Origin of the sequence: Rhodococcus sp. 1163 (assembly GCF_002091985.1) — a bacterium.
Classification (GTDB): Bacteria; Actinomycetota; Actinomycetes; order Mycobacteriales; family Mycobacteriaceae; genus Rhodococcoides.
On sequence record NZ_MKKX01000024.1, the window covers coordinates 13,042 to 35,999 of the forward strand.

The 22,958-nt window shown below is 62.0% G+C and carries 20 protein-coding genes; 11 read left to right on the forward strand and 9 right to left on the reverse strand.

The window, feature by feature from the left end:
* The first annotated feature begins 125 nt into the window (after positions 1-125).
* Positions 126-1,307 (forward strand): PLP-dependent aminotransferase family protein, encoded by a 1,182-nt coding sequence (locus BJD99_RS10590; RefSeq protein ID WP_084346809.1) that lies wholly within the window; start codon positions 126-128, stop codon positions 1,305-1,307.
* Here BJD99_RS10590 and glpK read toward each other — a convergent pair.
* Positions 1,292-2,797, reverse strand: coding sequence for a glycerol kinase GlpK (glpK, locus tag BJD99_RS10595; RefSeq protein ID WP_084346935.1), 1,506 nt, complete (start codon positions 2,795-2,797; stop codon positions 1,292-1,294). The two genes, BJD99_RS10590 and glpK, sit on opposite strands and share 16 nt — an antisense overlap.
* Positions 2,798-2,895: 98 nt before the next feature.
* Between glpK and glpD the strand changes: the two genes are divergently transcribed.
* Complete coding sequence (glpD, locus tag BJD99_RS10600; protein WP_084346810.1) at positions 2,896-4,653, forward strand: glycerol-3-phosphate dehydrogenase; 1,758 nt, start codon at positions 2,896-2,898, stop codon at positions 4,651-4,653.
* A gap of 43 nt (positions 4,654-4,696) precedes the next feature.
* Here the strand turns inward: glpD and BJD99_RS10605 are convergent, their stop codons facing one another.
* From BJD99_RS10605 to BJD99_RS10625, 5 genes are all read right to left on the reverse strand, one after another.
* Positions 4,697-5,941, reverse strand: coding sequence for a cytochrome P450 (locus tag BJD99_RS10605; protein ID WP_143542115.1), 1,245 nt, complete (start codon positions 5,939-5,941; stop codon positions 4,697-4,699).
* 64 nt (positions 5,942-6,005) lie between these two features.
* The gene (locus tag BJD99_RS10610; RefSeq protein WP_084346812.1) at positions 6,006-7,283 is read right to left on the reverse strand and encodes a CdaR family transcriptional regulator; all 1,278 of its coding nucleotides are present in this window, start codon (positions 7,281-7,283) and stop codon (positions 6,006-6,008) included.
* A gap of 390 nt (positions 7,284-7,673) precedes the next feature.
* A complete protein-coding gene (locus BJD99_RS10615) occupies positions 7,674-8,216 on the reverse strand; it encodes a hypothetical protein (RefSeq protein ID WP_084346813.1) in 543 nt (180 codons plus the stop codon).
* A 161-nt stretch (positions 8,217-8,377) separates the two neighbouring features.
* On the reverse strand, positions 8,378-9,160 hold the full coding sequence (locus BJD99_RS10620) for a DNA-formamidopyrimidine glycosylase family protein (protein WP_084346936.1): 783 nt from the start codon (positions 9,158-9,160) through the stop codon (positions 8,378-8,380).
* The gene (locus BJD99_RS10625; RefSeq protein ID WP_218775714.1) at positions 9,153-13,664 is read right to left on the reverse strand and encodes an ATP-dependent helicase; all 4,512 of its coding nucleotides are present in this window, start codon (positions 13,662-13,664) and stop codon (positions 9,153-9,155) included. Before BJD99_RS10625 ends, BJD99_RS10620 begins: the two co-directional genes overlap by 8 nt.
* Before the next feature lie 169 nt (positions 13,665-13,833).
* Here BJD99_RS10625 and BJD99_RS10630 point away from each other — a divergent pair, with 169 nt between their 5' ends.
* A complete protein-coding gene (locus BJD99_RS10630; protein ID WP_084346937.1) occupies positions 13,834-14,085 on the forward strand; it encodes a modification methylase HgiDII in 252 nt (83 codons plus the stop codon).
* Between the two features lie 47 nt (positions 14,086-14,132).
* On the opposite strand, the gene BJD99_RS10635 is transcribed toward BJD99_RS10630, so the two are convergent.
* On the reverse strand, positions 14,133-14,738 hold the full coding sequence (locus BJD99_RS10635; protein WP_084346815.1) for a ribulose 1,5-bisphosphate carboxylase large subunit: 606 nt from the start codon (positions 14,736-14,738) through the stop codon (positions 14,133-14,135).
* A gap of 77 nt (positions 14,739-14,815) precedes the next feature.
* On the opposite strand from BJD99_RS10635, the gene BJD99_RS10640 reads away from it, so the two are divergent.
* From BJD99_RS10640 to BJD99_RS10655, 4 genes are all read left to right on the forward strand, one after another.
* Positions 14,816-16,000: an NAD(P)H-binding protein gene (locus tag BJD99_RS10640; protein ID WP_084346816.1), complete on the forward strand. Its 1,185-nt coding sequence runs from the start codon at positions 14,816-14,818 to the stop codon at positions 15,998-16,000.
* Positions 16,000-16,710, forward strand: coding sequence for a CPBP family intramembrane glutamic endopeptidase (locus BJD99_RS10645; RefSeq protein ID WP_084346817.1), 711 nt, complete (start codon positions 16,000-16,002; stop codon positions 16,708-16,710). The genes BJD99_RS10640 and BJD99_RS10645 overlap by 1 nt, the downstream gene beginning before the upstream one ends.
* Before the next feature lie 84 nt (positions 16,711-16,794).
* Positions 16,795-17,232 (forward strand): Lrp/AsnC family transcriptional regulator, encoded by a 438-nt coding sequence (locus tag BJD99_RS10650; protein WP_084346818.1) that lies wholly within the window; start codon positions 16,795-16,797, stop codon positions 17,230-17,232.
* Positions 17,229-18,302: a YbhN family protein gene (locus tag BJD99_RS10655; protein ID WP_084346819.1), complete on the forward strand. Its 1,074-nt coding sequence runs from the start codon at positions 17,229-17,231 to the stop codon at positions 18,300-18,302. The genes BJD99_RS10650 and BJD99_RS10655 overlap by 4 nt, the downstream gene beginning before the upstream one ends.
* Here BJD99_RS10655 and BJD99_RS10660 read toward each other — a convergent pair.
* A complete protein-coding gene (locus BJD99_RS10660) occupies positions 18,297-18,953 on the reverse strand; it encodes a MerR family transcriptional regulator (RefSeq protein ID WP_084346820.1) in 657 nt (218 codons plus the stop codon). The two genes, BJD99_RS10655 and BJD99_RS10660, sit on opposite strands and share 6 nt — an antisense overlap.
* Before the next feature lie 104 nt (positions 18,954-19,057).
* Here BJD99_RS10660 and BJD99_RS10665 point away from each other — a divergent pair, with 104 nt between their 5' ends.
* The 4 genes from BJD99_RS10665 to BJD99_RS10680 all read left to right on the forward strand — a co-directional run bounded on the left by BJD99_RS10665 (position 19,058) and on the right by BJD99_RS10680 (position 21,521).
* Positions 19,058-19,537: a DUF4188 domain-containing protein gene (locus tag BJD99_RS10665; protein WP_084346938.1), complete on the forward strand. Its 480-nt coding sequence runs from the start codon at positions 19,058-19,060 to the stop codon at positions 19,535-19,537.
* A gap of 68 nt (positions 19,538-19,605) precedes the next feature.
* Positions 19,606-20,235: a DUF2461 domain-containing protein gene (locus tag BJD99_RS10670; protein WP_084346821.1), complete on the forward strand. Its 630-nt coding sequence runs from the start codon at positions 19,606-19,608 to the stop codon at positions 20,233-20,235.
* A 66-nt stretch (positions 20,236-20,301) separates the two neighbouring features.
* Positions 20,302-20,841 (forward strand): NTP transferase domain-containing protein, encoded by a 540-nt coding sequence (locus tag BJD99_RS10675; protein ID WP_084346939.1) that lies wholly within the window; start codon positions 20,302-20,304, stop codon positions 20,839-20,841.
* Positions 20,842-20,882: 41 nt separating this feature from the next.
* Positions 20,883-21,521 (forward strand): bifunctional 2-polyprenyl-6-hydroxyphenol methylase/3-demethylubiquinol 3-O-methyltransferase UbiG, encoded by a 639-nt coding sequence (locus tag BJD99_RS10680; RefSeq protein ID WP_084346822.1) that lies wholly within the window; start codon positions 20,883-20,885, stop codon positions 21,519-21,521.
* 67 nt (positions 21,522-21,588) lie between these two features.
* Here BJD99_RS10680 and BJD99_RS10685 read toward each other — a convergent pair whose 3' ends face one another.
* The gene (locus BJD99_RS10685) at positions 21,589-22,629 is read right to left on the reverse strand and encodes a hypothetical protein (RefSeq protein ID WP_256895610.1); all 1,041 of its coding nucleotides are present in this window, start codon (positions 22,627-22,629) and stop codon (positions 21,589-21,591) included.
* Positions 22,630-22,958: the final 329 nt, after the last annotated feature.

Consider the following 22,958-nt stretch of genomic DNA (forward strand, 5'->3'; position numbering starts at 1 on the left):
GAATTAAGTGTCATTCCTCGAGCTGGAGTGGCACAGTGAAGTGAGCCGACCACCACCCGGCTCGCTTCATGCCCCAGCGGATCCTCGGGTACTTCGCAATCCGTACTCGATCCCTGGGGAAATCAATGACTTGCGCTCTGCCGTCGCTTGCCCGTCGTCTCGATTCACTGGAGAGTTCTGCGATTCGAGACCTGCTCGCTCTGACTGCGCGAGAGGACGTGATCAGTCTTGCAGGCGGTCTTCCGGCGACGGAGCTGATTCCCGCGCACCGCATTCGGCAAGCAGCGGAGGCAGTGCTGATGATACCGTCCTCGGTGCAGTACGGCGAAACCTCCGGTTGGCGCCCACTCCGTGAGATCATCGCAACCCGTGAATCACGCTCGGTCGGAAGAGAAGTCACTTCCGGCGAGGTCGTAGTCACGCACGGTTCGCAGCAAGCGCTCACCCTCCTCACTCAAGCATTGCTCGATCCCGGCGCCGTGGTCGTCGTCGATGAGCCCGCTTATGCCGGTGCGCTGCAGGTCTTCTCGATAGCAGGGGCCGATATCCACGCAATACCGATCGGTGATGCGGGAATGGACACCGACGAACTGGCCCGCAGGTTGGAGGCCGGCCTTCGGCCCACACTCGTCCACACTGTGAGCAACTTTCACAATCCACGCGGCGTGACGATGTCGGATTTCGGTCGCAAACAGCTCGCCGCGCTCGCCGATCGCTACGGGTTCTGGATCCTCGAGGACGACCCTTACGGCGAGTTGTGGTTCGGCGTCCAACCCCCGAAGTCCATAGCCGCCTACTCCGACCGCGTGGTTCGGCTCTCCAGTGCGTCGAAGATCATCGCTCCGGCGCTTCGGGTCGGCTGGCTGACCGCACCGGTGGTTGTGTGTCAGGCCGTCGAACTGCTCAAGCAGGGCGCCGACCTGTGCGGATCGTCTATGACCCAACAGATGGCCGCCGACATGCTCGACGACGCTGCCTGGCTCGAGCGCCACCTCGAGGTCTTGCGCTCGCAGTACAGTGCCCGCGCGCAGGCCCTCGAAGATGCATTGAAAGGCACTTTCGGTGACCGAATGGTGCTATCACCCGCGAGCGGGGGAATGTTCTTGTGGGTGGAGTTCCAGGACAGCACCGACACCACGGCCTTGCTGTCGCGCGCGCTCGATCACGGCGTAGCCTTCGTCCCCGGGCGGGCCTTCGCGGACTCTCCCCAGTATTCAGGCGCGGCTCGATTATGTTTCGCGAGTTCGTCTTCGGACGTTCTCCGCGAGGCCGTGCGACGGCTGTCGGTCGCTCATACGCTGTCGTAGGTGCGTTCCACAGCGCGATTCCACTTGTCGTACATCGCCTCTCGAGCATCGGATGCCAAATCGGGCTTCCAGGTCTTGTCGGCGGCCCAGTTCGCCACGATCTCGTCCTCGCCACTCCAGTAGCCGACGGCCAGGCCCGCCGCGTAGGCGGCGCCCAGAGCAGTCGTTTCGTTGACGACCGGCCGGACCACAGGGACGCCGAGAACGTCGGACTGGAACTGCATGAGGAGCTCGTTTACGACCATTCCGCCGTCCACCTTCAAAGTCGTCAGCGTGACCTCGGAATCTGCGTACATCGCGTCGATGACTTCTCGTGTTTGAAATGCCGTCGCCTCCAACGCTGCTCGGGCGATGTGGCCCTTGTTGGCAAAACGCGTCAGACCTGAGATGACTCCGCGCGCATCGGGCCGCCACCGAGGCGCGAACAGACCGGAAAACGCGGGAACGAAGTACACACCGCCGTTGTCCTCGACCGTTCCGGCGAGGCGTTCGATATCGGCGGTGCGCTCGATGATGCCGAGGTTGTCGCGCAGCCACTGCACGAGGGAGCCGGTGACGGCCACCGAGCCCTCGAGAGCGTAGACAGCGTCTTTGTCACCGAGCTTGTAACAGACGGTGGTGAGCAGTCCATGCTTACTGTGCACCGGCGTCGTTCCGGTGTTGAGCAGCAGGAAGTTCCCGGTGCCGTACGTATTCTTGGCCTCGCCCGGGGACAAGCATGCCTGCCCGAATGTTGCGGCCTGTTGGTCGCCCAGAATTCCCGAGATCGGGACGCCGGCGAGCACACCCCGAGGACGAACCTCGGCATACACCTCGGAGGACGTGCGGATCTCGGGCAGCATCGACATCGGAATTGCGAAGTCGGCGCAGATGTCCTCCCGCCAGGACAGTGTTTCGAGATCCATCAACAGCGTGCGAGAGGCGTTGGTCACGTCGGTGATGTGCTTGCCGCCGTCGGCTCCGCCGGTGAGGTTCCACAACACCCAGGAATCCATCGTTCCGAAGCAGAGTTCGCCGGCTTCGGCACGTTCACGAACGCCGTCGACGTTGTCGAGAATCCAACGAATCTTCGGCCCTGCGAAATAGGTGGACAACGGCAGGCCGGTGATCTGCTGATAACGGTCGGAGCCTTGGTCGCCGGCCAGCTCTCGACACAATTCGTCGGTACGAGTGTCCTGCCACACGATCGCGTTGTAGACCGGTTTGCCGGTGGCTCGATCCCAGACCAGTGTCGTTTCGCGCTGGTTGGTAATGCCGACAGCAGCGATGTCCTGCGCTTTGACGTCGGCATTCCCGAGTGCGGCACCGACCACTTCGCGAACGTTGACCCAGATCTCCTCGGCGTCGTGTTCGACCCAACCGGCGCGCGGGAAGATCTGACGATGCTCCTTCTGCGCCGAGCCGACCGGCTTGCCGTCGTGGCCGAAAATGATGCAGCGAGAAGACGTCGTGCCCTGATCGATCGAGGCAATGAAGGTGCCAGAGGTCACATCGGTGCTGGTGTCGGAGGTCACTACGTTCCTTTGTTCGACTCGGAGGTGACGCGGGTATCGAACCCGAACGGTAGCCTGCAGGGGCGGTCAGGGAAATGGTCTATGTGGGGAGCGAGCTCGTGAGCAATCGATCGAACACCACTTTGCTGGGGCCTCAGGCGCGTGTCGATGCCTGGGAGCGGCTCGGATCCGAGTACTTCGACGTCATCATCATCGGTGGTGGCGTCGTCGGAGCAGGTGCTGCGCTGGACGCTGCGACCCGTGGTTTGAAGGTTGCTCTCGTCGAAGCTCGTGACTTCGCATCGGGAACCTCGAGTCGGTCCTCGAAGATGTTCCACGGTGGACTGCGATACCTCGAGCAGCTCGAGTTCGGTCTGGTACGTGAAGCTCTGCACGAGCGAGAGCTGTCGCTGTCGACGTTGGCGCCGCACCTCGTCAAGCCGCTGAAGTTCCTTTTTCCGCTGACGCACCGCGTCTGGGAACGTCCCTACATCGCTGCGGGGATCTTTCTGTACGACAGGATGGGTGGCGCGAAGTCCGTTCCGGCGCAGAAGCACCTCACCCGATCGGGTGCGTTGCGGATGACACCGGGCCTCAAGCGCAAATCCCTCATCGGCGGAATCCGCTACTACGACACCGTCGTCGACGACGCACGCCACACGATGAGTGTTGCTCGCACCGCGGCACATTACGGGGCCGTCGTTCGCACGTCGACGCAGGTCGTTGGATTTCTGCGTGAGGCCGATCGAGTTTCCGGTGTGCGCGTGCGTGATTCGGAAAACGGAGCCACCACCGAGATACGCGGAAGTGTGGTAATCAACGCAACCGGCGTGTGGACCGATGAAATCCAGGCGTTGTCCTCGCAACGAGGACGGTTTCGTGTACGCGCCTCGAAGGGCGTACATATCGTGGTGCCGCGTGACCGCATCGTCAGCGAGGCCGCGATCATTCTGCGCACCGAGAAGTCGGTGCTGTTCATCATTCCGTGGGGTGCACATTGGATCATCGGCACCACCGATACCGACTGGAAGCTCGACCTGGCGCATCCTGCTGCCACGAAAGCCGATATCGACTACATCCTCGGCGAGGTCAACACAGTGCTGGTGACACCACTGACGCACGAGGACATCGATGGTGTCTACGCAGGCCTGCGTCCACTGCTGGCAGGTGAAAGCGACGAGACGTCGAAGCTGTCCCGGGAACACGCCGTCGCTCGCGTCGCTCCCGGCCTCGTGGCGATCGCGGGCGGCAAATACACCACCTACCGCGTGATGGCCGAGGACGCCGTCGATCTTGCCGCCGAGGACATCCCTGCCAGGGTCGCGTCGTCGATCACGGAGAAAGTTCCGCTCGTCGGTGCCGACGGCTACTTCGCCCTGGTCAACCAGACGCATCATCTCGCGAAGATGTACGGCCTGCATCCCTACCGGGTGACCCACCTTCTCGATCGGTACGGCTCGTTGATCGACGAGGTGCTCGACATGGCGAAGGACACGCCCGAACTCTTGCAGCCGATCACCGACGCGCCCAGCTACCTCCAGGTCGAGGTCGTGTACGCCGCTGCTGCCGAAGGTGCGCTCCACTTGGAGGACATCCTCGCTCGCCGAACGCGCATATCGATCGAGTACTCCCATCGTGGAGTCCATTGCGCGGGACAGGTCGCGGCTTTGGCTGCGCCCATTCTCGGATGGGACTCCGCGGCGGTCGATCGCGAGGTCGCGACGTACACCGCACGTGTCGAGGCGGAGATCAAGTCACAGATGCAACCCGACGACGAGTCCGCCGATGCACTACGCGTCGTTGCCCCCGAGGCCCGACAAGAAATCCTGGAACCGGTGCAGCCGAGCAAGTAGAGCAGCAGGCTCGCGCCTGCTGCCAACGGTGCGCGACTGGAGCTCAGTGTTCGACCGGGCAGCGACCTCCGTAGTCGACCTCGAACTCCTTGATGCCATTGAGCCAACCAGATCGAAGTCGCTTCGGATCGCCCAGCTTGGTGATGTCGGGCATGTGGTCAGCGATCGCGTTGAAGATCAGATCGATCTCGAGACGCGCCAAATTTGCGCCGACGCAGAAGTGCGCCCCGGTTCCACCGAAACTCAAGTGCCGGTTCGGGTCCCGCATGATATCGAAATTGTTCGGATCGTCGAAGACCTCCTCGTCGAAGTTCGCCGACGCATAGAACATCGCAACTCGGTCGCCCTTGCTGATCTTCTGACCACCAAGCGTGGTGTCAGCAAGCGCTGTCCGCTGAAACGCGGTAATGGGGGTCGCCCAGCGAATAATCTCGTCGACCGCGGTGCTTGGTCGCTCGTTCTTGTAGAGCTCCCACTGATCGGGGTTCTCCAGGAAGCCGATCATTCCGTGCGTGATGGCGTTTCGGGTGGTCTCGTTGCCCGCGACAGCGAGCAGGATGACGAAGAAGCCGAATTCTTCGGGGAGCAGTTCATCACCGTCGATTTCGGCATTCAGCAGCTGGGTGAGGATGTCATCGGCGGGACACTTCTTACGCTCTTCTGCCATTTGGTAGGCGTACCCGAGGAGCTCCATCGAGGCGACCTGGGGGTCACCCTCGAATTCCGGGTCGTCGTATCCGGTCATCTGGTTGGACCAGTCGAAGACCTTGCCACGATCTTGTTGCGGGATGCCGATGAGCTCCGCGATCGCCTGAAGCGGCAGCTCGGTCGCCACCTGGGTGACAAAATTGCCTGCCCCTAGGGTCAGGGCTTCTTCGACAATCGTCGACGCACGCTCAGACAGGGCGTTCTCGAGGCTGGCCACTGCGCGTGGGGTGAAGCCGCGAGCAATGATCTTTCGCAGCTTGGTGTGCTCGGGGGCGTCTTTGAACAGTAGGATATGGCGCTGTAGTTCGATGGCCTCGCGAGGGATGTCGTCGTCGAACCGGACGATCGCGGTGTTTTCCCACGTGGAATATACGTCGTTGCGCGAGACCTCCCTGACGTCCTCATGCCGAGTAACAACCCAGTACCCGTCGTCGTGAAATCCGCCGACGGTGGGTGGTTGTGGACACCACCAGACAGGTGCTGTCTTGCGTAGCTCAGCGAACTCCGCGTGCGGAATATGAGTGGCGTAGATGTCTGGGTCAGTGGGGTCGAAACCTTCGGCAATATTCGGTGTGGGCACTTCGCACTCCTCATTGGGGCTGATAGCAGTCAGCCTTCCAGTCACGCGGGTGCTGCGGCTTGGCTCACATGACCAAGGTTTCCGGATCTTTTTGTTCGGAGGGTACATATGCGACTGCGTTCTCGCCGAAGGTGTCGAAGCAATCGAGTGCGAGTTTCAGGTGTAGCGAGCGGGAGGTGATCCGCTGGCCGACGCGCTCCTCGATCTGTTGGACGCGGTATCGCACAGTGTTTTTATGCACGGCGAGTTGGCTAGCGGCAGCCTCGAGATTTCCAGGGGATGACAATACCGCGTGAAGTGTCTTCCGGAGTCGCACGGACAGCTCGTCGCCCCCCAAGAGTCCGGGCAATTCGCGTTCGATAAGTGTGTTCATCGCGTCTGGTCGAGATACGAGCATCGAGACGAGCTCGATGTCTCGATAGCTGGTGACGGGTATGCTCTGCTTGGCCCGCATGGCGATCTCTTGCGCCGCCAGGGCCTCCCTGTGAGCTCGCCGGAACCCATCGATACCCTTCCCAGGTCTGCCCACCGCGACGCGCACCCCGGACGGCACAAGTGTGGAGTCGATCGTCGGTTCTTCGTCACGTCCGGCCACCATCCAAACCCACAACCCCCGCGCCCCGGACGGGATGCAGAGGATCTCGGTTGCCGATGCTGACCGTGCCAGCCGCGACGCAAGTGGCTCGAAAATTCGCGAGTCGATCGAGATGGCGTGATCGTTGGTCCATAACACCAAGGCAGTGTTCACGCGGTGGACCGGGTAGCTCAGTTGTACGGATGCGACCTCGGCGTCATTCAACTTGCCGTCCAGAATCTCGCGGACCGTGTTCACTCGCATCGAAAATGTCCCGCTGAGCAGCCTTTCTCGTTCGGACGTATACGTGGCGGCAAGTTCATCGAGCATCGAATTCATGATTTCGCTCGTCTGCTTCCACATCATCACGACGAGTTCGACCTTGAACTCCTCGGGTACGTCGGCATTGGTGACGAAATCTGCCACAAACCGCCACACCGCCCGGTGACCGGCGTGGTAAAGATGGGATAGAACTCGCAATTCGAGTCCCCGGCGCGCGATGGTGCGGGCGAGAGAATGAGCTTCCGCAGCTACCGGTGCAGACCACAGTGCAGTGCCGTTGGACTGCCGAACGGCAAGAATGTTTTGAAACTGGCTGCGAACAGCCAACAACAGGTCCCTCCGAACATCTGCGTCGGTAGATAGCTCGGGGACATCGGACCCCATGGATTGAGCGACATCGTCGACGAACGCTGCGATATCGGCGCGGGAGAGACTGTCGGTAATGTAACCGCGCATCCACTCTTCGGCCTGTGTTGCACTTGCCATTTTCAGCGCTCCCTCTAGGCAATGTGGCTTCGACTCCGCCGGTCCCGGTCCATCATAAGGACTCCTCGGGCATGTGAAGGGACCCATTTTCTTGGTGTACCTATCGGAGCAGTTCTATCCTCGAAATGCGTGAATGGGACTGTGTGCAGCCGACACGTTCTGGATGAACCCTCCGGCACTTCAGAGACAAGCTGTTCTCGGACTTCATGATCGGCTAAGTCCCGTGTCTTACGGGGCAGCTGCCCCGATCGAAGATGGGGTCCATCTGGAGAAGGTCACAGAGGCCACCCGACGACGAGTCCGCCGATGCACTACGCGTCGTTGCCCCCGAGGCCCGACAAGAAATCCTGGAACCGGTGCAGCCGAGCAAATAGCATGCTGCTTTCCCGGTCAATGAGTCAGAACCAACTTGAGCGCGACCACGGCGGTGGCAACCAGCGCGAGCACGATGGAGCCCAAAAAAGTTCCACGGGTGGGCTTCTCTCCTCGGAGACGACCGACGATGAAATTCGTGGACGCAATCCTGGCGATGACCGTTATTTCGGCCACGATTTGACCGATCCCTGGATCCAGCAATCCGGCCCATCCGATGGCCAAGAGGACAGCAGGAAGTACCGCCGCGCTCAAAACCGGAACGGAATCTCGGAGCTGTTCGATTCGGGCGACTCTCGACAAATTGGCCCCGGTTCGCACGGTTTCACCGACACCCTCGGCGAATGCGTGCGCTACGAACGTCGATATCGCTGTACCGAGAACGATTGCCACACCTTGAAAGCTGTGCTCGTCCGGTGACGTCATCGGAATGAGAGCAACCAGTATCAAGACATTGCCGTATACGTAAGCGCTGATTCGACTGGCGGCATTGCCAGGACTCAGTGGGCTGCTACGTGACAGCAGCGGTCTGTGCAGGAGATTTCGTAGATTCGGTGCCATGTCGATTGACAGTAGTCACTACCGGCCGGCGAACGGATAATTCTGTCACCGACAGATAAAGGAGACCGAGCTCAGGGTAGTCGTGTCGACCCTAGAATCGTGGCGGCCGGGGCTGTGAATCAACTGGGCCGATCTGTGAATCAGCTGGGCCGATCTGTGAATCAGCTGGGCGGGGGCTGGCAATACGAACAAAAATATATCTGGCGTTCCTCCAGCGGGTTGTCGCCGAGCAATCCGAACTGGATGGATGTGCCACATCGCCTACACGGCTTGTTCTCCCGCCCGTAGACCCAGAATCGGCGCCCCGGACGTCTATCACCGGTAGTGATTCGCTGATGTCGATCCTTGTTGGCCATGATCGTGCGAAACGACAGGTCGACGATCTTGCGTAGATCGCCTGCAGAACCGACTGGGGTCCGCGGATCAATACCTCGAAGAAAACAGATCTCGTTGCGATACACGTTGCCCAGGCCTGCCAGAATTCGTTGATCGAGCAATGCGGTTCCGATAGGCCGGGCGGGGTCGGCGGCCAGATTGGCGATCGCGAGAGCCGAATCCCAGTTCGATCCGAGCAGATCGGGCCCGAGGTATCCGACGACCTCGTCTTCGTCCTCCACCACGTCCAGTACACCGAGTTCGAATCCCACCGCGGAAGCACTCTCGTTCGTCAGAATCGCGCGAGCTTGGAACGCAGGCTTGCGCCACCTTTCACCGGGGGCATAGACCTGCCAGGTTCCTTCCATCTTCAGATGGCTGTGGATCGTATATCCGCCGACCCGAATGAGGAGATGCTTGCCACGTGCTTCCACCGAGTCCACTGTCCGGCCCGTGAAATCGACTGTCGCGTAGCGAGGTACACGAATATCGCAACCCGTCAGTACGCGTCCGACGAGCGCGTCCCTCAACTTGTTCGCCGCCCGATAGACGGTATCTCCCTCAGGCATGAAGCTGCCCACGCAGACGCAAGCCCCTGGGGGTTGCGGAGAAGCCCGCCTCGGTCAAAGTCTTGGCAAATGCCGTTCCGTGGATATCGTGACCATCCACTCGTTCGACCAACAGCTTCTCGACTCCGCCCCTTTTCACAGTCGCGGCGAGCGCGCGGGCCGAAGCTTCGATCACGGCTTCGTCGTCGGAGAATGTCAACACGGTCTTGCCACCCCGTTCGACGTACAGAGCAAGGTTGCCCTCATGGAGTACGACGAGTGCACCCGCCTTCCGTCCTGGCCGATGTCGAGGCGAATCATCTTTTTCGTCGGGCTTCGGCCAGGTGAGCGCGGCACCGTAGGGGTTGGCCGGGTCGCAGGCTGCCAGGACCATTGCGCCGGTCTTTTCTCGTTCGTCGTACGTGCGCAATCGATCGACGACATCGGAAGTGGAGAACTGCGCGCCACCGAGCGAATCGACGAAGTACCCGCGTCGGCTGCGGCCGGAATCCTCGAAGGTACTGAGCACCTTGTACATCGTGGCGAATCCGCCGGGCACTCCTTCGTTCATCACCGCACCTCGCGTGACCACGCCGTAGCGTTCGAGCAGCATGTCGGCGGTCGCGTGTGCTCGCACCGTGGGATCCGGTTCGAGCTCTGGGAGTCTGGACCAGCGCCCTCCTGCTGTGGGAGGCCCGGTCCGGGTAGGCAGCGTGGGCCGCTCGAATCGACGGTACAACCGCAACCGCGGCGTCTTCCTCGGAGCTCGGTGGCTCGGCGCCGAGCGGGTCGTCGCGTTGAGGAGCGCGCGTAAGGGTGCAAAGGTGTCATTGCTGAGCCGGCCCGCCCATACGAGCTCCCACAGAGCGGCGTGCAGACTGTCGTCGTCGGTACTGCCTACCGTGTCCGACAGCTGCCGGAAGAAATATGCGCCTCCAGCTGCGACCGCGTCCAACACGCGCAGTTGTAGTTCGGAAAGATCCGATTCGGCGGGCGGAGCGAGAGTCAACGGGGCGGTCTCGGCCATGTGTAGACAGACCCAGCCGTCCTTCGAGGTGATGGATCCGTGGCCGGACCAGAGAACCTCGCCGGTAGAGGTCAATTCGTCGAGCATCGCGGGGGAGTAGTCGCGGACTCGCGAAGCGAAAATGAGTGGCTCCCAGGCCGACGCGGGGATCGGTACGCCGGCGAGCTGCTCGACAACTGTCGCAACACCGTCGATTCCGTTGAGTTGCCGACTTCCTACGTGTTGCCATGCGGGGAGGAATCGGCCGAGGGTTGCGGTGCCGACCGGCTCGACTTCGTGACGCGCCGCAGCGAGCGACCGTCTGCGCAGACGGCGTAAGACCTCGTTGTCGCACCATTCGCTGCCCGTCGTATCGGGTCGGAACTCTCCCTCGACGACTCTCTTGTCGGCACCGAGCGTGGTGAGAACACCGCGAGCGACCGCCGTCCCGATCCCGAACCTGGCCGCGAGATCGGTGACCGAGAACGGACCGTGGGTACGCGCATACCGGCTCACGAGGTCGGTCAGCGGGTCTTCCACCGGTTCGATGAAGGCTGCCGGTGTGCCGATGGGCAGTGGAACACCGAGGGCGTCGCGCAACCGGCCCGCGTCTTCGATGGCAGTCCACCACGTCCGACCTGCGAAGCTCACCTCCATCGCGCGCTTTGCGCCCCCGAGCTCGATCAGCCACCGGAGAGACTCGTTTCCTCGCGTGCGCTCGGCCACCTCCTCGACGGTCAGCGGTCCCAGCATTCGGAGTAGATCCGCGACACCCTCGATGTCCTTGGCAGCTCGGTCTTCTGCGAGTCGCTGCAGTTCGAGTTCGGTCGTCTCGATCACGGACAGATCCAAGAGCTCACGCAGCTCGACGCGCCCCAGGAGTTCGGCGAGCAGTGTCGAATCCAGCGACAAGGCTTGCGCGCGACGTTCCGCCAGGGGACTGTCGCCCTCGTACATGAACGCGCCCACGTAGTTGAACAGCAGAGAATTCGCGAAGGGCGACGGCGACGCCGTCTCTATCTCGACGATGCGGATCTGCCGTCGGCCGATCTGGGCGAGAATCTCTTCCAGCGCAGGCAAGTCGTAGACGTCCTGTAGACATTCGCGCACTGTCTCGAGCAGAATCGGGAATGTCGGATACTTGCGCGCGACGTCGAGAAGTTGGGCAGACCGTTGTCTCTGCTGCCACAACGGTGCACGCTTTCCGGGGTTGCGGCGGGGTAGAAGTAGTGCGCGAGCGGCACATTCGCGGAATCTCGATGCAAAAAGTGCCGAACCGCCGACCTGCTCGGTGACGATGTCGGCAATTTCGTCACGTTCGAACACGAACAAGTCGGCACCGGGAGGTCGGTCCTCGGTGTCCGGGAGTCGCACGATGATCCCGTCATCGGACGCGGTCGGGGCAGCATCGATGCCATATCTCTCGATGAGACGGGCGCCGATCGCAAGTGCCCACGGCGCATGCACCTGCTGGCCGTACGTCGAGTGCAGAACGAGTCGCCAGTCACCCAGCTCGTCACGGAATCGTTCGACGATCATCGTTCGGTCGGTCGGGAGCTGGCCCGTCGCATCCTTTTGTTCGTCGAGAAGTGCGATCAGGTTGCTGACCGCGTTGACATCGAGGCCGCTTCCGGTCAGCCGCTCGGACAACCCTTCTCGTTCAGCAGTGCTGCGGAGGAATTCACCCAACGCTCTGCCCAGTTCCGCGGGGCGACCGAGCCCGTCGCCGTGCCAGAACGGCAGTCGCCCAGGTTGACCGTATGCAGGGCTCACCAGGACTCGATCGTGGGTGATTTCCTCGATCCGCCAGCTGGTGGCGCCGAGGGCGAAGACATCACCGACGCGTGACTCGTACACCATCTCTTCGTCGAGTTCGCCTACCCGAGAAGCTTTTTCGCCGACCATGTATACCGTGAACAATCCACGATCCGGGATCGATCCTCCCGAGGTCACGGCCAGTCGCTGTGCGCCCGGACGGCCGGTAAGGGTGCCGGCATCGCGGTCCCAGACCAATCTCGGTCGTAGTTCGGCGAATTCGTCCGATGGGTAGCGGCCCGAGAGCAGATCCAGTGTCGACTCGTATGCGGAGCGAGGCAGAGTCGCGAAGCTGCCGGTGCGCCGGACTGCGTCGAACCAGTCCTGCGCATCGATTGCTTCCAGCGCGCACGCCGCGACTGTGTGCTGGGCCAGGATATCGAGCGGATTGGCGGGGACGGAGAGTGACTCGATCTGGCCTGTCTTCATACGCTCGACCGTCACAGCGCAGTGGATCAAGTCGGTTCGGTGCTTCGGGAAGAGCACTCCCTTGGAGATCTCACCGACCTGGTGGCCTGCACGACCCACTCGTTGCAACCCGCTGGCCACCGAGGGTGGGGCCTCGACCTGAACCACCAGATCCACTGCACCCATATCGATTCCGAGCTCGAGGCTGCTGGTGGCAACGACGCAACGAAGCCGGCCGGATTTGAGATCGTCCTCGATGAGTGCTCGTTGATCCTTGCTGACGCTTCCGTGGTGGGCACGGGCCAACAATGCGTCGGCGCCGTGGTTGACCTCGGTGGGTGTGCCCATCTGAGAGGGTGGCTTGTGCGTGGTGTCGACGGCGTCACCCATCCGCTCGGCGTACACCTCGTTGAGTCGAGCGGTCAGCTTCTCCGCGAGACGTCGTGAGTTGGCGAATACGATGCTCGACTTGTGTTCGAGGATGAGGTCGACGATCTTCTCCTCGACGTGCGGCCAGATGGACCCCTGCTGCGGCGCCGCTGACGCAGAACCGTCCGCGGGTTCGGTGATGCCGAGTTCGGTCATGTCCTCCACCGGTACCTGAACCGTGAGGTCGAACATCTTCGGCGACGGCGGTGCAACGATCTCGATGGGCGCGATACCGGTGAGGAATCGTCCGACTTCTTCGTGCGGGCGGACCGTCGCCGAGAGCCCGATACGTTGAGCAGGCTTCGGAAGCATCAGATCGAGGCGCTCGAGAGACAGCGCCAAGTGAGACCCGCGTTTGGTTCCAGCGACCGCGTGGACCTCGTCGACGATGACGGTGTCGACTCCGACCAGCGACTCCCGGGCCGCCGAGGTGAGCATCAGGAAGAGAGATTCCGGCGTGGTGATCAAGATGTCGGGCGGGGTCTTGATCAGACTGCGTCGATCCGCAGGGCTCGTGTCGCCCGACCGAACGCCTACGGAGATGTCGGGTGGTTCGAGCCCGAGGCGCTTCGCCGTCTGAGTGATACCGACCAGCGGAGCCCGGAGGTTGCGCTCGACGTCGACCGCCAGTGCTTTGAGCGGCGAGATGTAGAGAACCTTCGTGGTGCGGTCGGTCTGCGGCGCTCGCCCGGCGAGCTGATCGATCGACCAAAGGAACGCGGAGAGCGTCTTGCCGGATCCGGTGGGGGCGACGACGAGGGTGTGGCGACCGCTCGAGATCGCCTCCCACGCTCCGGCCTGGGCTGCAGTCGGACTGTGAAATGCGCCGGCGAACCACTCCTGGGTGGGAGCGGAAAACTTCGCCAGAGCAGAGTTGCCCGACCGCGGGGTCTCGGCCTTGGGCGTCCCGGGCTGAGGAGAAGTTTTTCTGACCACCTGCCCATGATGCCCCCAGCCACCGACAAGCAACCATCGGCTGAGCTGTGGATGCGAGCGAACAGGTGTGAAGACGATCGAGGGCGGGTACGGGAGGTTGATGACCGACGACCAAGAAACGATGCAGATCATTTCCGCCAAGCTCGACGCAAAAATCGGCGAGCGTACCAACGGCCTGCAGAGCGAGGTCCCGCCCGGTGCGAGTGCGCAGGCCGACGACGAGGACGGTGAACGGGGACCCCTGGGTCGCGACTACCGCCTCGCCAACAAGTACGCCGAGGCCCTCGCTATCGGTGAACCGCAGTTGGTCGACCGGGCCGAGTTCGATCGTCTCGTCGCCGAACACGGCTGAATCGACCCCCGCTTGGTGAGCCGCTTCGGTGGCGAGCCGAGGAGGAATCAGTGGCCTTCGTCCTCGGCTTCCTCTGCCAATTTCTCCTCGCCCCTCTTGCGTAAGAATTTGAACCCTGGGATCCCGATGACGGCGCGTCGGACATCCTTTGTCACGTTGAGCAATTCGTGAATCTCGGGCGACACCGTGTCGAGTGTGGCCAAGATCGGAAGGACGGATTTCATATGCTCGACGATTTCGGGAAGTTGGTCGACCATCGCGATGGTGGCGTCGACTTCTTGCTCGGACAGGTGGTAGACGAACTTTTGCGCGAACGGTGCCGCCTGTTGCGCCATCGGCTCGAACAGCTCGACCAACTCGAACGCGGTCGCCGATGTCTTCGACGCCGTATCGACGACGCCTTCGGCCGAGCGAGTAGTGACCGCGGCCTCGATGACGACGAGCTGTGCGGCGGTGACAACCTCGTCGATTCGAGCCATGAGCGTCGTTACCTCGTCGAGCAACGTCTCGACGCGACCGGGAAGCTCCCACGCGAAGTTGGCGGTATCGCGGGCCCAACGCGCGCTCGACAGCGCCACGTCTCGACCGAATTTTGCCGCAGTCAGACCCCCGAAGGGGACAGGAAGCCGAACGCCGGCCAGCATCAGTGCCATCACTCGACAATGCCACAGGTAGGTCGCCGGGCCCCGCTGCTGCGGCAGCGCCGATCCGATGTCGTTAGCCTCGAGTCATGAGAGTTCTCGTTACCGGCGCGAGTGGATACATAGGGTCGAGGTTGGTCGCATCCTTGCTGAATGCGGGTGACAACGTCTGTGCTGCCTCGAGGAAACCCGAGACGCTGACGAGATTCGACTGGTGGCACGACGTCGACACCTGCGCGCTCGACGCGGGTGACCCACTCTCGCTTCGTGAGGGTTTCGAGCAAGCGGGCGACGTCGAGGTGGTGTATTACCTGGTCCACGCGATCGGGCAAGCCGACTACCGTAGCCAAGATTTGACCTCGGCCCGGCAGCTCGCCGAAGCGGCTGCCGCCGCCGGTGTGCGCCGGATCGTCTACCTCGGCGGGTTCGTGCCGGAGGGCGAAGAGTTGTCGGAGCATCTGGCGAGCCGAGCAGACGTCGGGGAGGCCCTCTCGGTCGACGGCGTCGAGGTCGTATGGCTTCGCGCAGCGATCGTGATCGGTGCCGGCTCCACCTCCTACGAGATGCTGCGCTATCTCGCCGACAGGCTCCCGGTGCTGCCGCTGCCGAGCTGGCTGAGCCACCCGGTGCAGCCCATCGCCGTCGACGACGTCCTGTTCTATCTCCTCGCGGCTCGCTCCACGGTTCCGCCCGGCTCGTACGACATCGGCGGCCCGGACACTGTGCCGTACCAAGATTTGTTGTTCGCGTACGTGGAAGCGGCAGGACTGACCCGGGTCGGGCTGCGCACCCCCGGCGTTCCTACTGGACTGGCCGGACGTGTCATCGGCAAGATCATCCCCATTCCAGATGCACTCGCCGAAGACCTGGTCGGGTCACTTCACAACACCATGACGACGTCGGAGGATCGGATCGTCGATGTCGTCGGTGAACCCGAAGGCGGTAGGACGACGATCGCGGAGGCGATGCTTCGCAGTGTGCAGGGCCGCGTCGGCACCCCGCCCGGAGTGAGCGAACTCAAGGATCCACTGCGACTTGCCGTTACCGACGCAGCGTGGAGCGGAGGCGATGCGTCGGTGATCCGCCGCTACGGCGTGGCGGCCTCGTCGAAACCTACGTGGGACCTGTTCGAGTCCCTCGGCGCGCGTTCGTTGTTGTACTCCTGGCCCGTCGCAGCGGTGGTGCGCACGAACCTCGATGTGGTGGACAGTGTTTCCGGCCGGACGAGATCGGCAATACGACGTCTTCTCGACGACAAAAACAGGGAGGCTTGATGGCGACGTGGCAGACGAGTGTGGTCGACGTTGTGAAGGCGGCCCTTGTGGAAAAGGTCGACCGGGACCACGAGGAATCCGACAAGGCATTCCTGCGACGCCGGATCGTGGTGGTGATCACACTCGTGGTCGGAGCGACGCTGCTGGGTCTTTCGCTGGCAGTCGAACCCGGTGACAGTGTGTTCTATGCGCTGACCCTCGGGTTGGCGGCGGCGTGGATCGTAGGGGGATTCGCCTCGGGTCCACTGCATCTGGGACGAATTCGGATCAACGGTTCGATGCGACGACCGATCATCACCCCAATTCTCACCGGGCTTGCTGCGAGTGCCGTCTTCGTCGTCGGGGCATTGATCGTGCGACAGATCCCGCCACTGGCGGACTTCACCGAGAATGTGCTGGCGCATGCGCGGTTCGGATCCCTGGCACTGATCGTGTTCATCACCCTGCTCAACGGGGTCGCCGAGGAGATCTTCTTTCGAGGTGCCCTGTTCGCGGCGATCGGTCGTCGAAAGCCGGTGTTGATTTCGACCGTCATCTACACGGTGGTCACCCTGGCGAGCGGGAATCCGATGCTTGCGTTCGCCGCTATCACGCTCGGTTTCGTTCTCGCCCTGCAACGACGCGCATCCGGTGGCATCTTGGCGCCGATCCTCACCCACGTGGTCTGGTCCACCGTGATGATTTTCGCGCTGCCGCCGCTGTTCGCCTGACTCGATCGCATTTCGCCACGTCTTCAGCGGCATTCTGTGCTGTCCAGTGGGTCGAGTCGGGTCGCACTGGGCTAGATTGCGCAGGTGAGCGAAAACCTCGACCGGATAGACCGGTTGATCATCGACGAACTGGTCGCCGACGGCCGTGCGACTCTGGCCACGTTGGCCGAGAAGGCCACCCTCTCGGTGTCCGCTGTGCAGTCTCGTGTCCGACGCCTCGAGGCCCGTCGAGTCATCCGCGGGTACACCGCACAGGTGGATCCGGATGCGCTCGGACGTCCGCTGTCTGCGTTCGTTGCCATCACACCCATCGACCCCGCGCAGCCCGACGACGCACCCGCGCGCCTTCGCCACATCACCGCCATCGAATCGTGCCATTCGGTGGCGGGGGAAGAGAGCTACGTTCTTCTCGTTCGAGTGGAATCGCCGCGCAGCCTCGAGGGCTTACTGCAGGAGATTCGGGCAACGGCGAATGTTCGGACTCGTAGCACGATCATTCTGCAGACCTTCTACGACCGATGACGCCCGGCCCTGTCCGTAAGGTCGCTTCTGCCGCCCTGTCGTACGGGGTGGTCGGGCTCGTCATGTGGCTGCTCTACCGCACGGTCGGGAATTCGGGTGCGGTATCGGATGCGCTGAGTTCGATTTCGGTGGGCGACGTTCTCGTCGTGAGCGTTTTCGGGCTGCTCTATCTGGCGTCGATGTTGTGGCCGATGATTTATACGTTGCCCGGCCTGACCATCGCGCAGGCCGGTGTCGCACGGACGGCATCGCTTGCACTCACCAACACTGTTCCTGAAGGCGGCACGGTCGCAACGGGTTTGACGTTTGGAATGTACCGATCCTGGGGTTTCACGCTGGCGGACAGTTCGACGTCGATCATCACGATCGGCATCTGGACCAATCTGTCGCGGTACGTGCTGATGTCGGTCGCTCTAGTGTTTCTCGTATTCTTCGGGACCGCATCGGGGTCGGAGGTCTGGATTGCCGCAGGCACATGCGTGGTCGTCACCGCGATCTGCCTACTCGTCGCGCTCGTGATCACCAACGATGCATTTGCTCGTCGCGTCGGCCGAACGCTCACACGCGGCCGAAACGTGTTGGCAGGACGGTTCGAGCGGATCGCTCCACGAGACATGGAGGAGGTCGTAGCCGACTTCCGTGAGCATCTCCTTGCCCGGGTACGTACCTGTTGGCGGTCGTTGACTGCGACGATGTTGCTCTCGCAATTGCTCGGGGCACTCGCGCTCGGCGTGGCTCTTCGGCTGATGGGTACGAGCAGTGACGAAGTGGGCTGGGATCGGATCGTGGTCGCCTTCGGTGCCATGTCGTTGGCAGTGCTCCTCGCACCCACCCCTGGCGGTCTCGGGGTTGCCGACGCCGTTCTGATCGCAGTTCTCGGAGTCGGCATGACCACGAGTCAACAAGGAGAACTGGTTGCGGCCGTAGTGTTGTTCCGGATGGCGACGTGGCTGCTTCCGATTCCGCTCGGTCTGATCGCATACCTCTATTGGCGATTGACGACGAACTGGCGAGTCATCGGGAGTCGGCCGTCCAGTGCTCCCCAGCCGTCGAATGATCCCCGTTCATGACGGTTCCGTCGGCGTGACGGGGTGTGCGCTGCCGTCGATCCGGAAGCTTGCGGCTTCGAGCGCGAGCCGCCGGACCTCGACGAGCGCGCGCTCGAGTACGACGGTTCCGATGAGCATCGTCTCGACCGCAGTCGTGCGGTCCGGCATAGCTCGGGCGTACTTCACTTCGGCTTCTGCGGTCCGCTCGGCGGTGTCGGCGGAACTGTCGAAGTCGGCGAGGGTAGTCGGAAAGTCGAACCGGCGCAGCGTGGCGACGAGCTCGGCGAGCCGATACGGCGCGGGCGCGTCCGGCTCGATGTGCCAGTCCCTGGCCGAAAGCCATTCCTGCACTTCGCGGTAGGCCGTCGCGACTTCGTTGTCTTCGTTCTCGGGTGGGGCCTCGTCGAGACCGTGCATCACCGCCCCGAATGCGTCGTGAAGCGACGTCGTCTCATCGTCGACGGCAGCCAGCGTGGCGCGAACATGTGAGATCGACAGGCCGCCGATGTCGATGAGCGAGCGGATCAGGCGCAACCTTCGAACGTGCTGATCGCCGTAGACGGCTTGGTTGGTGGCTGTCTGCACACCAGCGGTGAGTAGACCCTCACGTAGGTAGTACTTGATAGAGGCGACCGATACTCCACTGCGTCGACCGAGTTCGGAAACCCTCACCGGTCGGCCCTTGACTCCATCGACAGATAGTAGCACTATCCATTATGGATAGAGGAACTATCCGTACCCTGATCGCACACGGAACGAGTGAAGGGAACGCGCCCATGGACCAACGAGTGCAGACGGGGCGATACACCGCACAGATCGACGGCGACTTCGTCGTCTTCCTCATCGGGATACGTTTCAACAAGCTGTGGAAGATTCACAAGTGGATCGGCCCATTTCTGGCGATGCCCCGCATGCTGCGAGAGCTGAAGCAGCACCCCGACAAGGGGCTGCTGGGTGCTCGGATATCGATGGGTGGACGCACTGTGACGGTGGTGCAGTACTGGCGTAGCTTCGATCAGCTCGAAGCGTTCGCAAAGAACCCGAACGATCCGCACCTACCGGCATGGAAGGCATTCAACAGGCGAGTCGGTGCCAGTGGCGACGTCGGGGTCTACCACGAGACGTACCGTGTCGGCGTCGGCCAACACGAGTCGATCTACTCGAATATGCCCGTCATGGGATTGGCTGAAGCAGGCACATCGGTCGTAGTGGGTAAGCGCAGCGACACCGCACGAGCCCGCATCACCGCTGAATGAACCGATCATCGGTGCTTTGGCTCGGTTCGCGGCAGAGCTGCGTCAGCTTTCCTCCTAGGATGACGAATATGGCTTTCACCGGTATTCCTTTTGCTGCGCTGGACTTCTACGAAGATCTCGAAGCGGACAACAGTAAAACCTGGTGGGCTGCACATAAATCCGTCTACGACGAGTCGGTCAAAGCGCCCATGACCGCGTTGCTCGCAGAGTTGGAAGCGGAGTTCGGTGAGGGGAAAGTATTCCGACCGTATCGAGACGTGCGATTCTCCAAGGACAAGACGCCGTACAAGACGCATCAGGGTGGGTTCGTCGCGCGCGGGCAAAGCCTCGGCTTCTACGTACAGATCGATCCGGCCGGGCTCTTCGTCGCAGGCGGGTTCTACGGCTCGACCACCGACGGCATCGCACGCTATCGAGAAGCTGTGGACAACGACGTGCGCGGGGTCGAACTCGAAAAACTGGTGACGACGTTGACCGCGGCGGGGTTCGAGATCGGTGGTGACCAGCTCAAGACCAAGCCGCGTGGATACGAGCTCGACCATCCTCGAATCGGCCTGCTCAGACACAAATCCTTGACGGCGTCGAAACACTTCGGATCACCGGACTGGCTCGAGACGTCCGACGCGATGGTGCACGTACGCGATACCTGGCGTGAACTCGTACCCCTGGTCGAGTGGGCGAGAGCGGTGATGGGCTAGTCGAGTGGGTAAGACAGATACACGATCAGCGTGCAGCGGACATCGAAGCTCTCGAAGGAGAAACAATTGACGGGCGATGCGATCGGGGTGTTGTTGGCTGCAGGTGCCGGCACCCGCTACGGATCACCGAAAGTACTCGCCGACGAAGGCAGGTGGCTCGACATCGCCGTGCGCGCCCTACACGACGGTGGATGCGAGAAGGTGATCGTGGTGCTCGGTGCCGCAGACAGCGCGGTGCCGGACGGGGCGATCGCTGTGCACGCTGACGATTGGCCCGTCGGGATGAGTGCCTCGCTGAAGGCTGGACTATTTGCGGCCGAGGGCTTCTCGTACGCGGTCGTCCATGTCGTCGACACTCCCGATGTGGGTCCCGAGGTTGTTCGCGCCGTGCTCGATTCGGCCCGAGTGTCGCCGTCGCATCTGGCTCGTGCGGTATTCGGCGGCACTCCCGGACACCCCGTGGTGTTCGGTCGTGAGCATTGGGACGAAGTGATTGCCACCTCGAGTGGAGACGCGGGTGCACGGGCGTTTCTACGCAGTAGATTAGACGTCGTCACCGTCGAGTGTTCTCGATGGGCGACGGGCATCGATCACGACTATCGCTAGGGGAGTGTCGGCATAGCGAATTCTGTTGCAAGAGGGACGGCATGGATCTCGATCATCTGGATACGACCAGGACGGCCTACGATGCCGTAGCGCACAGTTACGCCGAACTACTGCGAGATGAACTCTCGCACAAGCCACTCGATCGGCGATTGTTGGACACATTCGCGGACATGGTGAGCGAAGGGGGAGGCGCGCGCGTCCTCGACGCCGGGTGTGGACCCGGCCGGATTTCCGAGTACCTCCACAGTCGCGGGCTGACTACAGTCGGGATCGATGTGTCTCCGACGATGATCGACATCGCCCGAAGGGACTATCCTGCACTGCAATTCGACGTCGGATCTATACTCGATGTGGACCTCGCCGACGGAAGTGTCGAGGGGGTTCTCGCATGGTATTCGATAATCCATACCCCGCCGAAGCTCCTGACCGTAGTTCTCGCGGAGTTCTGGCGGGTCCTTGCCCCGGGAGGTTTGCTTCTACTCTCGTTTCAGGTCGGCGACGAGCGAGTGCGACTGGAACAGGCATACGGTCATGTCGTCGCGTACGACGTCTACCGTCTGTCTCCTGAGAAAATCGTGAATCTGTTGCGCAAGAGGAGGTTTCGGGTGGACATTCGATTAGTCCGTGCGCCGAAGGGGTCTGAGCTTCAACCGCAGGCATACATTATGGCGCGCAAGTAGAAGCGAACGAGGGTCCGGTCGACGCCGGGTGAAGAGTTCCCGCCCGCGAACGGGCGGGAAGCTCAGATCAGCTCTTGTACCGCAGGATCGCCGCAATCTGTGCGCCGTCGGGCATGTCTTCGCTTCGAACGGCGGTCACCGTCGCGCCGGACAATAATGCGCGCCGGGTTATCTCGTCCACCACACCGTAGACCTGTGCGTCGTCGGCGTCCGTGAAGTGCACGTCACCGGTATCTGGATCGACGGTGCCCGGAACGATGCTCTCGATGTCGACCATTACCGTGCCGATCGCACCGTATGTGGCAGCCTTTGCAACGTCCGCAACATCGGTCGATCCGCGGCCTTGCGACTTGCGCTCGTCGAAGAGTCGACGCAAATCGAACAGTTGGTCGCGGTAGTGATTGTCCAGCACGGTGCGGGCAGCGTCGGCCAAAGCACCGTCGCTGAGCGCCTGGGGATTACCATCGATGCCCTGTGGCAGCAGCCCCGGGTAGGTGGCGGTGCCGCGGTAGATCGATGCGATGGGGTCGGCCGCAGCGAGGATCAATGGAATGCCGCGACCGATCAAAGTGGTGCGCAGAGCCTGGTCGACGATGCGGGTGAATTGCCGAATACGGGTCATACGACTGTCCGGGTTGTGGGGCCTTCCACCGGGACCGTAACCGCTGCGCTCGGGCTTGCCGAGCTCGGACTCGAGGTCCGTCGGCAGGCCGGGCACGCTTACCTCCGCAGGAGGTTGGTCAGCGGAGATGTCGACCAGCCGCACGCCACCCTCGGCCAATGCCAGGACGAACGCCGTCTGCGGGAACGATGTGGTTCGGAGCATGGGCTTGAGGTAAAAGCGGTCGCCGGCGAATGTCACGGCCGAAAGGCGGTTGGGCAAGCGATAACTACGGATGCGTTCGGTGGTTGCATGCACAACAAGGGTGCGAGATTGGTATCGCCAGAACTCCGACCATTCGGTGAGCGCCTCGAATGACTGCTCGATAGTTGCTCGCTCGTCGGAGTCTTCGATCTGCGCCAATGCCGAGCGCACCTGGCCGGCAAATTCGCGCTGCACGCGATCATGGTCTCGTACCGTGTCTGCGGTCGGTGTATAGATCGACACGCAAGTTCTTCCCTCGGTGGAAGCTAGGTCGATGATCTCTGCCTGGCTTGGTATGTCTGTGTGTAGCATCTTTAGCCCTTCTCTTGGAGAGAACTGACCGCCGGAAAGCTGTGTCCATCCCAACCGATGCGCAGATGCGTGTTCGCGAACCGCGTGCAGCAGGTGGGGCTGTGTACCGGCTTGTCCTTCGTGAGTGTCCCACACTCGGTCTCGAACTGGGGCTTTGTGAGGTCCGTGGGAACGAAAAGATGACCAGCAAGTCAGGATGCTCTCGTTGAGCTCGACGACCCAGAATAAATGTGGGACTCCACTTTCGGTGCGTCCGAAAG

Coding starts and splice junctions, on each gene's coding strand:
- BJD99_RS10680 (WP_084346822.1), top strand. CDS start 20,883: ATGGATCTCGATCATCTGGATACGACCAGGACGGCCTACGATGCCGTA.
- BJD99_RS10655 (WP_084346819.1), top strand. CDS start 17,229: ATGACGCCCGGCCCTGTCCGTAAGGTCGCTTCTGCCGCCCTGTCGTAC.
- BJD99_RS10645 (WP_084346817.1), top strand. CDS start 16,000: ATGGCGACGTGGCAGACGAGTGTGGTCGACGTTGTGAAGGCGGCCCTT.
- BJD99_RS10640 (WP_084346816.1), top strand. CDS start 14,816: ATGAGAGTTCTCGTTACCGGCGCGAGTGGATACATAGGGTCGAGGTTG.
- BJD99_RS10670 (WP_084346821.1), top strand. CDS start 19,606: ATGGCTTTCACCGGTATTCCTTTTGCTGCGCTGGACTTCTACGAAGAT.
- BJD99_RS10610 (WP_084346812.1), bottom strand. CDS start 7,283: ATGGCAAGTGCAACACAGGCCGAAGAGTGGATGCGCGGTTACATTACC.
- BJD99_RS10615 (WP_084346813.1), bottom strand. CDS start 8,216: ATGGCACCGAATCTACGAAATCTCCTGCACAGACCGCTGCTGTCACGT.
- BJD99_RS10630 (WP_084346937.1), top strand. CDS start 13,834: ATGACCGACGACCAAGAAACGATGCAGATCATTTCCGCCAAGCTCGAC.
- BJD99_RS10665 (WP_084346938.1), top strand. CDS start 19,058: ATGGACCAACGAGTGCAGACGGGGCGATACACCGCACAGATCGACGGC.
- BJD99_RS10620 (WP_084346936.1), bottom strand. CDS start 9,160: ATGCCTGAGGGAGATACCGTCTATCGGGCGGCGAACAAGTTGAGGGAC.
- glpD (WP_084346810.1), top strand. CDS start 2,896: ATGGTCTATGTGGGGAGCGAGCTCGTGAGCAATCGATCGAACACCACT.
- BJD99_RS10590 (WP_084346809.1), top strand. CDS start 126: ATGACTTGCGCTCTGCCGTCGCTTGCCCGTCGTCTCGATTCACTGGAG.
- BJD99_RS10635 (WP_084346815.1), bottom strand. CDS start 14,738: ATGGCACTGATGCTGGCCGGCGTTCGGCTTCCTGTCCCCTTCGGGGGT.